Source organism: Staphylococcus caeli, assembly GCF_051413795.1.
Lineage (GTDB): Bacteria > Bacillota > Bacilli > Staphylococcales > Staphylococcaceae > Staphylococcus > Staphylococcus caeli_A.
Genome location: NZ_JBOIRQ010000003.1, coordinates 23,480 through 35,209 on the forward strand (window position 1 = coordinate 23,480; position 11,730 = coordinate 35,209).

The following is an 11,730-nucleotide window of genomic DNA, read 5'->3' on the forward strand; positions in this document are numbered from 1 at the left end:
TTTAAACAAAAGATAAATTTATTGAAAATAGGAGTGGTTTTTCATGAGAAAAATAGAAGCAAAAAAAGGTTTAGACATTGAATGTAAAGGCTGGGAACAAGAAGCAGTACTTAGAATGTTGTACAACAATCTTGATCCAGAAGTAGCAGAGCGTCCAGAAGATTTAGTTGTTTATGGTGGTATTGGTAAAGCAGCGCGTAATTGGGAAGCTTTTGAAGCGATTGAAGAAACGTTACGTTCATTAGAAGCGGATGAAACAATGTTAGTACAATCAGGTAAACCTGTCGCTGTATTTAAAACACATGAAGAGGCACCACGTGTATTAATTTCAAACTCTGTATTGGTACCAGAATGGGCAAATTGGGATCACTTTAATGAATTAGATAAAAAAGGCTTAATGATGTATGGCCAAATGACTGCCGGTAGTTGGATTTATATAGGTTCACAAGGTATTGTACAAGGAACATATGAAACATTTGGTGAACTTGCGAATCAACATTTTGACGGTAAATTAAATGGTACGGTTACTTTAACAGCTGGACTTGGTGGTATGGGTGGTGCACAACCACTAGCCGTAACAATGAATGGCGGTGTAGTCATTGGTGTAGATGTAGATGAAACACGCATTGATAAACGTATTGAAACACGTTATTGTGACGTTAAAACGCATGATTTAGATGAAGCATTACGTTTAGCTGAAGAAGCACGCGACAAAGGACAACCATTATCAATTGGTTTAGTAGGAAATGCAGTAGATACACATAAAGCAATCTTAGACAAAGGATTTAAGATTGATATTGTTACAGACCAAACGAGTGCGCATGATCCATTGAATGGTTATGTTCCACAAGGTTATTCATTAGCAGAAGCTAAAGCGATTCGTGATAAAGATCCAAAACAATATGTGAAAGAAGCACAGAATTCTATGAGAAAACACGTAGAATTAATGCTTGAATTCCAGAAAAATGGTGCAGTCGCATTCGACTATGGTAACAACATTAGACAAGTTGCATTTAACAATGGATTAGAAAATGCCTTTGACTTCCCTGGATTTGTTCCGGCTTATATCCGTCCACTATTCTGTGAAGGTAAAGGACCATTCCGTTTCGCTGCTTTAAGTGGTGATCCAAAAGATATCGAACGTGCAGATGAAGAAATGAGAAAAATATTCCCAGAAAATGATAAACTAATTCGTTGGTTAGATTTAGCACAGGAAAAAATTGCGTTCCAAGGATTACCATCACGTATTGCTTGGTTAGGCTATGAAGAACGTGCAAAAATGGGCTTAGCATTGAATAAACTTGTAAGAGATGGCGAAATTTCTGCACCTATTGTTATAGGTAGAGACCACCTTGACTCAGGTTCAGTTGCAAGTCCAAACCGTGAAACAGAGGGTATGCAAGACGGTTCTGATGCTGTTGGTGATTGGGCAATCCTCAATGCTTTAATCAATACAGCGGCAGGCGGTTCATGGATTTCGTTCCATCACGGTGGCGGTGTAGGTATGGGTTATTCGTTACATGCCGGTATGGTAGTAGTAGCTGATGGATCTGAACGTGCAGATCGAAGATTAGGACGTGTATTAACTACAGATCCGGGTATGGGAGTAGTGAGACATGCTGATGCAGGTTATGAATCTGCAATTCAAGTTGCTAAAGAAAAAGGTATCAACATTCCAATGATTACAGGTAAAGGAGACAAATAATGAACGATTTAATCATTCAAAATATTAAAGAATTAATTTTACCGAAATCTACAGAACGTCCTTTAAAAGGAAAAGAGTTAGATGAACTTACTATTATTGAAAATGGTACAGTTGTCGTTAAAGATGGCAAAGTAATCTACGCCGGTGCGCATTCAGATGAATACGAAGCAAATGAAATCATTGATGCAACAGGTAAAGTCGTTTCGCCAGCATTGGTTGAAGCACATACACATCTTGTACATGGTGGCTCACGTGAACATGAAATGTCCTTGAAGAGACAAGGTGTTTCGTATTTAGAAATTTTAGAACAAGGTGGAGGGATACTTTCAACAGTTGAAGCGACTCGCAATGCAACAGAAGATGAATTATTTAAAAAAGCAGAAAAGAACTTAGTAACGATGATAGAACATGGTGTTCTTGCAGTAGAAAGTAAGAGTGGCTATGGCTTAGATAAAGAAAATGAATTGAAACAACTACGTGTATCCAATCGACTTGCTGAAAAATATAATTTAGACATGAAACATACATTTTTAGGTCCACACGCTGTTCCTAAAGATGCAACGTCAAATCAAGCATTCTTACAAGAGATGATTGATTTATTACCAGAAGTTAAACCATATGCAGATTTTGCTGATATCTTCTGTGAAACGGGTGTATTCACGATTGAAGAATCTAAGAAATACATGGAAGCAGCTAAGGCATTAGGCTTCGATGTCAAAATTCATGCAGACGAAATCGATCCGCTAGGTGGATTAGAATTGGCAATCGATGAAGGCGCAATTTCAGCTGATCATCTTGTTGCTTCAAGTACAGAAGGTAAAGCTAAGCTTAAAGAGAGTGACACAGTCGCTGTGTTATTGCCAGGTACAACATTCTATTTAGGTAAAGAACAATATGCCGATGCACGAGGGATGTTAGACAATGGTGGCGCAATTGCGATTGCTACAGACTTCAACCCAGGTAGTTGCGTAACAAACAATTTACAGCTTGTAATGTCAATTGCTGCACTTAAGTTAAAATTATCACCTAATGAAATTTGGAATGCTGTAACAGTAAATGCTGCCAAAGCCATCGATGTTGATGCCGGAACTATTAATGCTGGCGACAAAGCCAATATTGTAATTTGGGATGCACCAAACCATGAATATATTCCTTACCATTATGGTATTAACCATGCTGAAAAGGTAATCAAAGATGGTAAAGTCTTAGTTGATAACCAAATAAAACTTAAATAATACTATATGTTTATACTATGCAAATAAATAGGAACGGTAGAACGTAATCAGATGTGAGAGTTTGATTGCGTCTACCGTTCTTTTTATATTTGAATTGACTAGAGTTGATTAAATATTTTGACAATTATGATAACATAGAGTTAAAGAGATATGAAAATGATTATTGTGCAATTTGTGAACAGTATATCATTAGAGTAATAAGTTCAATATTTTAAAGGAATGAAAGGAAGCGTGTTAGTATGCCACAATACGAAGATTATATCAATTGGAGAAGAACGTTCCACCAATTTCCAGAATTATCAGATGCAGAATATGAAACGACGAAACGAATTCGACGTATTTTAGAATCGTTTGATATTAAAGTGTTAGATTTGCCTTTAGAAACAGGTTTAGTTGCTGAGATAGGGCAAGGGGAACAATTAGTTGCAGTAAGATCTGATATTGATGCCTTGCCGATAAATGAACAAGTCGTCCACGAATTCACCTCAACCAATGAAGGCGTGATGCATGCATGTGGACATGATTTACATATGGCAAGTGTTTTAGCAGTAGCCACTAGATTAAAAGAAATTGAAAGTCAGTTAAATGGTCGTGTGAGAATCATATTCCAGCCTGCTGAAGAGCTAGGTTATGGCGCAGTAAATATAGCGAATACGGGTGCCATAGAAGGGGCTAAAGCTGTGTTAGGTTACCATAATTATCCAACGATGAATATTGGTGAGTTTGCAGTTAAATCAGGTGTTATTACATCGTCAGTTGATCGCTTTGAATTTAAAATCAAAGGTAAAGGTGCCCACGCAGCCAAACCAGAACAAGGCAATGATCCAGTCATTGTGTTAGGTCAATTGATTAACAGTGTACAATCCATCGTCAGTAGAAATTTATCTGCATTTGATAATGCAGTTGTCACAATTGGTGAAGTATCAAGTGGAAATACATGGAATGTAATCGCCGATGAAGCGTATGTTCAAGGTACCGTTAGAAGCTTTGATGAAGCGAAACGTACAATGATTGAGGAACGCTTAAAATCTATTGGTCGAGGGCTGTCAGAAGCATTTGATGTTGAAATTGAATCGTTATACCACCGTTTACCTGGTGTTGTAATAAATGATGAGAAGTTGACTAATGATGCGGTAGCAGTTGCAAAAGAGGTAGGTTATGAAGTACACATGATGGACCTGCCATTGACAATTGGTGAAGACTTTTCCGGTTTTTCAAATAAATATCCAAGTGTATTTGTATTTATCGGTTCTAACAGTGAATATGATTTACATCATCCTAAATATGATCCAGATGAGCGTATTTTAGAAAAAGTTCCTGAATATTTTGTAACGTTTGTACAAAAACTATTGAATGAAGCATAAGGCGTCGTCAATGCACTGTTCACTTAAATAATGTATTAGACAATAGAATTGTTGGGTAAACAAGAATAGAACATTATTTAAGGAGTGAATAATATGGCAGGACAAGATCCAAGAACAAAATTCTCAAGTCAAGATTTTCCGAAGCAAGAACAACCTGTACCAGGTTTACAAAATAAATTAGAGCCCAAACCTGATTGTGGTGAAACATCATATGAAGGACATGGCCGATTAACAGATTATAAAATGTTAGTGACAGGTGGAGATTCTGCAATAGGAAGAGCTGCTGCTATTGCATACGCCAAAGAAGGTGCCGATGTAGCCATCAACTATCTACCTGACGAACAACAAGATGCTGAAGAGGTACAACAAGTTATTGAAGCAGCAGGGCGAAAAGCAGTGCTCATTGCAGGAGATTTACGTGATGAGCAATTCAACTATGATTTAGTTGAACAAGCGTACAATGAACTTGGTGGTTTAGATAACGTTACACTCGTAGCTGGTCATCAACAATACAAAGATAATATTAAAGGCTTTGATACTGCCTCATTTGCTGAGACATTTGAAACGAATGTATATCCTATATTTTGGACTGTTCAAAAGGCATTAGACTATTTACAAGCGGGTGCAACGATAACGTTAACGTCATCAGTTCAAGGTTATAATCCAAGTCCAATTTTACATGATTATGCAGCATCTAAAGCAGCGATTATTTCACTGACTAAAAGTTTATCAGAAGAACTTGGTGCACAAGGTATTCGTGTGAATTGTGTCGCTCCAGGTCCATTTTGGTCACCATTACAAATATCAGGTGGTCAACCACAATCAAAAATTCCAGCATTCGGACAAAAAGAAGTGCTAGGAAGAGCAGGTCAACCTGTCGAACTAGCTGGTATTTATGTACACCTAGCTGCGGAAGAATCTAGTTATACGACTGGGCAAGTCTATGGTGTGACAGGTGGCACACAAATCGACTAGTTTGATAGATTGTGAATGTAACGTAGTAGAATTCATGTAAATATTGCTGTAAAATATAAACGCAGATTTGTTTGATATGTAATATATCAATATCGCTTTAAATGAAATTAATTATAAAAGAAAATAATAGGGTTAGCACAATGAAATTTGTTTAGTAGATAAATTTCAGTCTAACCCTTTTTGTTTTTTTGAAAGGTATGAGTCATATATGAAAATGTTTAAAGCAGATACATTATCAAAACAGCAAAATTATAAATTATTGAGTGGCGGTATCATTCCTAGACCTATCGCATTTGTGACATCTCAAGATAAATTAGGTAATTTAAATGCAGCACCTTTTAGTTTTTTTAATGTGGTGTGTAGCGCGCCACCAATGATTATGATTTCAGTTGGGCGATCAAATGGACAGCGCAAAGATACATCTTTAAATATAGAGGAAACACAATGTTTTGTTGTTCACATTTCAGATGAGTCAACGATCGAGCAAATTAATGAAACTGCAGCGCCAATACATAGAACGCAAAATGAATTAGACAGAACCAATTTGACTTGCGTTGATTCTGAGTGTATTTCAGTGCCAGGCATAGTAGAAGCGAAGATGCGCATGGAGTGTCGCTTAGAGCGAATCATTTCATTAGGAGATGCAGATGAAGGCTCTGATTTAATCATTGGTCAGGTAGAGATGTTTCATATTGATGATGACATTTATATAGAAGATAGTAAAATAGATCCACAAGCGTTAAAGCCAGTTGGACGCTTAGCAGGACATGATTATATGTCGCTTGGTAACCCCTTTACGATTCAACGCCCCACAGAGTAACAGCAACATTTGACGGAATGACATTAATACTGTACTGTAAGACAATAAATTAAATAACTTATCTAGAGAAGTGGAGGGACTGGCCCGTTGATACTTCGGCAACATGAAGATGCGTGTGCCAATTCCAGTAGCATGATATGTGCTAGAAGATAAGATTAAATGTGTTGAGTTTACTCTTTCTTCTTTATAAGAAAGAGTTTTTTATTTGTTCAGTATCTAAAATTGAAGATTTTATAACGTTTTATAAATTGAAGAAAGTGGGTTCTGTATGGAAGAGACAAAGAAAGGCAATGCGTGGGCATTGATACCGCTCATTATATTTGTGGGTATGTTTTTAGGTGTAGGTATCGCAACAGGAGATTTTACGACTATGCCATTGAACGTTGCGATATTGGTAGCATCTATTATTGGATTAGTATTAAATAGAAAAGAATCGTTTCAAAAAAAGATAGAAGTGTTTACTAAGGGTGCTGGACATTCAAATATTATTTTAATGATGCTTATATTCTTATTAGCAGGTGCGTTTTCACAGACAACCGAAGATATGGGTGGCGTAAAATCTACAGTTAACTTAGGGTTATCGCTTATTCCAGAAAATTTAATCATCGTAGGTTTATTTGTCATATGTATGTTTGTATCATTATCAATGGGGACTTCTGTTGGTACAGTGGCAGCAATTGCCCCAGTTGGCTTTGGTTTAAGTCAAGCAACGGATGTCTCAGCGGCTATCACAATGGCAACTGTTGTTGGTGGTGCGATGTTTGGTGATAATCTATCAATGATATCTGATACGACGATTGCTGCAGTGAGAACACAAAAGACCAAAATGAGCGATAAATTCAAAGTAAATATCAAAATCGTCTTGCCAGGTGCCATCGTTACAATTATTATATTGTGGTTATTGACTAATGGTGCACAAGTTGATGCCACTAAAAATTATGACTATGATTTAATTAAAGTCATCCCGTATCTATTTGTATTGATACTTGCACTTATAGGTATAAATGTGATTATCGTACTTATTGGTGGCGTTGTACTATCAGCTATCATTGGACTATGCTATGGTTCATTTGGTTGGACAGGTTTATTGAGTTCAATTTCAAAAGGTATCATCGGAATGGAAGATATTGCCATCATTGCTTTGTTAATTGGAGGGCTCGTAGCATTAATCCAACATAATGGTGGTATTACATGGTTATTAAACTTTGTGCGCAACAGAGTGAAATCTAAACGTGGTGCAGAAATGGGTATAGCAGGATTAGTAAGTGTGGCAGATATTTCTACAGCGAATAATACAATTTCTATATTGATGGCTGGTCCACTCGCTAAAGATATCTCAGACGAATATGGTGTTGATCCACGTAAGTCAGCGAGTATTCTCGATATGTTTGCGAGTTGTTTTAAAGGTTTATTACCCTACAGTCCGCAACTTATCGCAGCAGCTGGTGTAGCGTCTATATCACCATTTGAACTTGTACCATATTCTATTTATCCTATTATATTAGGTATATGTGGTATTATTGCCATCGTGTTTAGATTGCCAAGATTATCTAAACGTTGATGAAATGATTAGGAGGACATGTATATAAGTGTTCATAATGCACTGTTATATGTCCTCCTTTTCAGTGGTAAACTTTTGACGGTGATTGATATATAGCGCTAAACTGAAGAGAGTAAATAAAAACAATTTATAATGTTAAACTATTGAATATGATTATTGTTTAGAAGTCTAAGATAATACGTTAAAATAGAATTAAGTGTGAAAGTAGGTGAACTATCAATCATGGCTAAATATAATGTGGAAAATGAAAATGTAGAAGTTCGACTTGAACGATTATTTAAAGTTGAACCCGAATTACTTTACCAAGCATGGACGGACGAACGCTTTTTAAAACAATGGTTCATGACGACGGATAGAACGAATAAATCTATTCAAATAACTCCTGAACAAAATGGTAGCTATAAAATAGTTGATGTTCGTAAAGGGAAAGAAAATATTGTGCAAGGATCATATGTGACCTTAACACCTTACGAGTATGTTGTAATGACTATCGGTATGCCTGAACTGAGCGATTCCGAAGATACGATAGAGGTAGAAGTGTTTGAAAGAGAACCAGGTATTACGCAAATGATATTCAATTATACTGCGTTTGTACCAAGAGAACGTAGATTAACGACATTAGAATATAAACAGAAAAAGAAAGAATACCATGATTCTACTGCACATGGGTTTGAAATGATGTTCGATCAATTGCAACATGTGTTAGAAACATTTGAAGCGGATTTATAATCGGAATATTGAAACGTAAAATAAAATCGAAGATGAAATAAAAAAAGGACTTATGTACCAAAACAGAATGGTATGTAAGTCCTTTAGCTGTTATATTAACGTGATAATAATTCGCCTTTTTCTTGACGTTCATTGTATTTTCGCAATAATGTTTCAAAGAAAATGTGATAACTAATAAAACTAGAATAGTCTATACCATCTGCAAGATAAAATGTGTTACTAGATACATAAATATTGTAGTTTGCTTTTTGAGCTAATGTATTATCTTTTAAAGTCGTTATAGAGAAGAAATATTTTTGACGTAATTGCAATAAATTCGTGATATCTGTGAGCTGTTCTGTTTCACCGGAAAGTGAAATAATAAAGAAGATATCTTTAGGGGTCGTTTTGTTTAAGACCATTTTAATTTCGTGAACATCATGTAGCACAATAATGCTCTTGTGAATCGTCAATAAGATTCTTTGCGCCTCTTGAGCAACATTCATTTGAGCTAGTCCAGTACCATACAAATACACTGTTTCAGCTTGATTGATTTTATGTGTGATGAGATCGTAATCAATACGTTCCAGATAGGTGAATGTATTTTCAATTTCTTGTTTGAAATCTTCAATTGAATCTGAAGGTAATTGATGGGACTGCTCTGTTTCAAATTTTAAATATGATTTGAAATCACTATAACCATCGAAGCCTAATTTGCGAGTAAAGCGATGGATGGTTGCATTGGAAGCATGTGTATGTGACGCAAGTGTTTGGATTTTCATCGTTTTACATTGCGTTATATGTGTATTGATAAAATGAGCAATTTGTAGGTCATTTTCATTTAGTTTATTAAAATTTTTGTTGATACGTTCATCTAGGAACAAAGTAATCACCTCTCAATCGTGAAAATATTTTCACTCTATGAAAATATAATCTGATTATACAAAATAATTCCGAATGACGTCAAACTATTGTTTGTATGTAAGCGTTTCCTTTAAAATAAAATTAATAATATCGGTATTGAGAAATGAATGATATAGAAAATAATAATCAATATGGAAGGGAAACTTCCATAATATAGAAAATGGGGGACAGCACTATGAATGCAATAAAAAGGTTTGGTAGCGCAATGATCGTACCAGTATTAATGTTCGCATTTTTTGGGATTGTGTTAGGTTTTGCGACGTTATTTAAAAATCCGTCAATCATGGGAAGTATTGCGGAAGATGGCACAACATGGTTCAAAATATGGTCAGTAATAGAGTCAGGCGGTTGGACGATATTCAATCATATGGAAATTATATTTGTTGTAGGTTTGCCACTGTCATTAGCTAAGAAAGCACCGGGACATGCCGCTTTGGCTGCGCTAATGGGATATCTCATGTTTAATACATTTATTAATGCGATTTTAACGCAATGGCCACATACATTTGGTGCTAATTTAGAAAAAGGCGTGGAAAATGTAACTGGACTTAAAGCGATTGCTGGAATTGAAACGTTAGATACCAATATATTAGGTGGTATTATTATTTCAAGTATTATTACATGGATACATAATCGATTTTATAGTAGAAAATTGCCAGAAATGTTAGGTGTATTCCAAGGTTTAACTTTTGTTGTAACAATCTCATTCTTTGTGATGTTACCAGTCGCTTTAATTACTTGTATCATATGGCCTACTGTACAAGGCGGTATTTCATCGCTACAAGGGTTCATCATAGGTTCTGGCTATATAGGTGTTTGGTTATATCATTTCTTAGAAAGAGTATTGATTCCAACAGGTTTGCATCACTTCATATATGCACCGATTGAAGTTGGGCCAGTTATCGTCAATCATGGTTTGAAAGCAGAATGGTTTGAACATGTTAATGAATTTGCTAAGAGCACAAAACCGTTGAAAGAACTATTTCCATATGGATATATGTTACAAGGGAATGGAAAAGTATTTGGTGCAATTGGAATTGCATTAGCCATGTATTCCACAACTCCTAAAGAGAATAAGAAGAAAATTGCAGCATTATTGATTCCAGCAACATTAACGGCAGCGGTTGTTGGTATTACGGAACCATTAGAATTTACGTTCTTATTTATTGCACCGTATTTATTCTTATTACATGCATTGCTTGCAGCAACGATGGATACATTAATGTATGCTTTTGGTCTTGTAGGTAACTTTGGTGGTGGATTATTAGACTTCTTCGCAACCAACTGGATTCCACTTGCACAGAATCACTGGCTGACATATGTCATTCAAATCGTGATTGGATTAAGTTTTACAGCCATTTACTATTTCTTATTCAGATTCTTAATTTTAAAATTCAATATTCCACTTCCAGGGCGTAAAAAGGATGAGGAAGATTTGAAACTATATAGCAAAAATGATTATAAAGATAAAAAAGGTGAGACTCATAATTCCACACCTACTGGAAATGGATATGAAGAAAAGGCACAATATTACTTAAGTGGACTTGGTGGCAAAGACAATATTAAAGATGTTACAAACTGTACAACGCGCCTAAGACTAACAGTTAATGATGTTGATAAAGTGGAAGACAGCAGTTATTTCACACATAATCAAATGGCTCATGGCTTAGTGAAAAGTGGGAAGAACGTACAAGTTGTGGTTGGGATGTCTGTTCCACAAGTTAGAGAAGCATTTGAAAATATTATAAATGAAGAAGCGTAAATAATAGAAACCCTGAACAAGCGTGTTATTTGGATAATAACCTACTTATTCAGGGTTTTTATAATGAAAAAAACTGCCAACGCACAATAAATATGCGATTGGCAGTAATTCAATTCTTTAGCAATGTCAATTATAATAAGACATTATGAGATTCTTGCTTTATTCATCAAACGTGGTTGATATATCGCACCGAGTATATCTATGTTATGTGTTGCTATCATATAAATAAGTTTTGCAAACACGGTTGGGGAACAAGATACATTGACCTTGTTTCGATTAAAAGTAAATGTAATATAATCTGTTTGATTTATTAAATTCAAAATATCAATGACTTTATCTTTTATAAATGCGTCATGTAAACCATCGATTGCTAATTCAAATCGTTTTGAAGATAAAAGTAAGTGATCTGAATCTAAAAGTTCATCTGCATGCGCTTTATCTAAAATTTGATAAATAGAATATTTGTGGAAACTCAAAAAGCTAATCATATATGGTAATTGCTGCTTAGGAAGATTAATCTCTAAAGCATACAAATTATTTTTCTTGAAAATTGCAAATTTAAAGGACTTACAAAATTGAATTTGTTTGAAAAGTTTTGTTAATTGTTTTCGTGATGCACGTTTATCAAGGCCACCAATATTTAACACAAACGTTTCAGTTTTATCTAAAAACATAT

The 11,730-nt window shown here is 35.3% G+C and carries 10 protein-coding genes and 1 riboswitch; of the genes, 8 read left to right on the plus strand and 2 right to left on the minus strand.

What is annotated here, in order from left to right; translation table 11 throughout:
* Positions 1-43 precede the first annotated feature (43 nt).
* The 7 genes from hutU to ACSULM_RS02705 all read left to right on the plus strand — a co-directional run bounded on the left by hutU (position 44) and on the right by ACSULM_RS02705 (position 8,389).
* Positions 44-1,705 (plus strand): urocanate hydratase, encoded by a 1,662-nt coding sequence (hutU, locus tag ACSULM_RS02675; RefSeq protein ID WP_436860318.1) that lies wholly within the window; start codon positions 44-46, stop codon positions 1,703-1,705.
* Positions 1,705-2,940, plus strand: coding sequence for an imidazolonepropionase (gene hutI, locus ACSULM_RS02680; RefSeq protein ID WP_436860321.1), 1,236 nt, complete (start codon positions 1,705-1,707; stop codon positions 2,938-2,940). The genes hutU and hutI overlap by 1 nt, the downstream gene beginning before the upstream one ends.
* A gap of 239 nt (positions 2,941-3,179) precedes the next feature.
* Positions 3,180-4,304, plus strand: coding sequence for an amidohydrolase (locus tag ACSULM_RS02685; protein WP_436860323.1), 1,125 nt, complete (start codon positions 3,180-3,182; stop codon positions 4,302-4,304).
* A 93-nt stretch (positions 4,305-4,397) separates the two neighbouring features.
* Complete coding sequence (locus ACSULM_RS02690; protein ID WP_436860326.1) at positions 4,398-5,279, plus strand: SDR family oxidoreductase; 882 nt, start codon at positions 4,398-4,400, stop codon at positions 5,277-5,279.
* A 208-nt stretch (positions 5,280-5,487) separates the two neighbouring features.
* On the plus strand, positions 5,488-6,099 hold the full coding sequence (locus ACSULM_RS02695; RefSeq protein ID WP_436860328.1) for a flavin reductase family protein: 612 nt from the start codon (positions 5,488-5,490) through the stop codon (positions 6,097-6,099).
* Between the two features lie 55 nt (positions 6,100-6,154).
* Positions 6,155-6,255: riboswitch (SAM riboswitch) on the plus strand.
* A 112-nt stretch (positions 6,256-6,367) separates the two neighbouring features.
* Positions 6,368-7,660, plus strand: coding sequence for a Na+/H+ antiporter NhaC family protein (locus ACSULM_RS02700; RefSeq protein WP_436860329.1), 1,293 nt, complete (start codon positions 6,368-6,370; stop codon positions 7,658-7,660).
* Between the two features lie 222 nt (positions 7,661-7,882).
* A complete protein-coding gene (locus ACSULM_RS02705; RefSeq protein ID WP_436860332.1) occupies positions 7,883-8,389 on the plus strand; it encodes an SRPBCC family protein in 507 nt (168 codons plus the stop codon).
* A gap of 95 nt (positions 8,390-8,484) precedes the next feature.
* On the opposite strand, the gene ACSULM_RS02710 is transcribed toward ACSULM_RS02705, so the two are convergent.
* On the minus strand, positions 8,485-9,252 hold the full coding sequence (locus ACSULM_RS02710; RefSeq protein WP_436860335.1) for a MurR/RpiR family transcriptional regulator: 768 nt from the start codon (positions 9,250-9,252) through the stop codon (positions 8,485-8,487).
* Positions 9,253-9,467: 215 nt separating this feature from the next.
* Between ACSULM_RS02710 and ACSULM_RS02715 the strand changes: the two genes are divergently transcribed.
* Positions 9,468-11,054, plus strand: a complete 1,587-nt coding sequence (locus ACSULM_RS02715) for an alpha-glucoside-specific PTS transporter subunit IIBC (RefSeq protein WP_436860338.1) — start codon at positions 9,468-9,470, stop codon at positions 11,052-11,054.
* A 143-nt stretch (positions 11,055-11,197) separates the two neighbouring features.
* On the opposite strand, the gene ACSULM_RS02720 is transcribed toward ACSULM_RS02715, so the two are convergent.
* Entirely contained in the window at positions 11,198-11,728 is a 531-nt protein-coding gene (locus tag ACSULM_RS02720; protein WP_436860340.1) for a hypothetical protein, read from the minus strand.
* Between the last annotated feature and the right edge of the window lie 2 nt (positions 11,729-11,730).

What these genes read in the sequence shown, in the direction of transcription:
- hutU (WP_436860318.1), top strand. Translation starts at nt 44, where the DNA reads ATGAGAAAAATAGAAGCAAAAAAAGGTTTAGACATTGAATGTAAAGGC.
- ACSULM_RS02705 (WP_436860332.1), top strand. Translation starts at nt 7,883, where the DNA reads ATGGCTAAATATAATGTGGAAAATGAAAATGTAGAAGTTCGACTTGAA.
- hutI (WP_436860321.1), top strand. Translation starts at nt 1,705, where the DNA reads ATGAACGATTTAATCATTCAAAATATTAAAGAATTAATTTTACCGAAA.
- ACSULM_RS02715 (WP_436860338.1), top strand. Translation starts at nt 9,468, where the DNA reads ATGAATGCAATAAAAAGGTTTGGTAGCGCAATGATCGTACCAGTATTA.
- ACSULM_RS02685 (WP_436860323.1), top strand. Translation starts at nt 3,180, where the DNA reads ATGCCACAATACGAAGATTATATCAATTGGAGAAGAACGTTCCACCAA.
- ACSULM_RS02690 (WP_436860326.1), top strand. Translation starts at nt 4,398, where the DNA reads ATGGCAGGACAAGATCCAAGAACAAAATTCTCAAGTCAAGATTTTCCG.
- ACSULM_RS02700 (WP_436860329.1), top strand. Translation starts at nt 6,368, where the DNA reads ATGGAAGAGACAAAGAAAGGCAATGCGTGGGCATTGATACCGCTCATT.
- ACSULM_RS02720 (WP_436860340.1), bottom strand. Translation starts at nt 11,728, where the DNA reads ATGTTTTTAGATAAAACTGAAACGTTTGTGTTAAATATTGGTGGCCTT.
- ACSULM_RS02695 (WP_436860328.1), top strand. Translation starts at nt 5,488, where the DNA reads ATGAAAATGTTTAAAGCAGATACATTATCAAAACAGCAAAATTATAAA.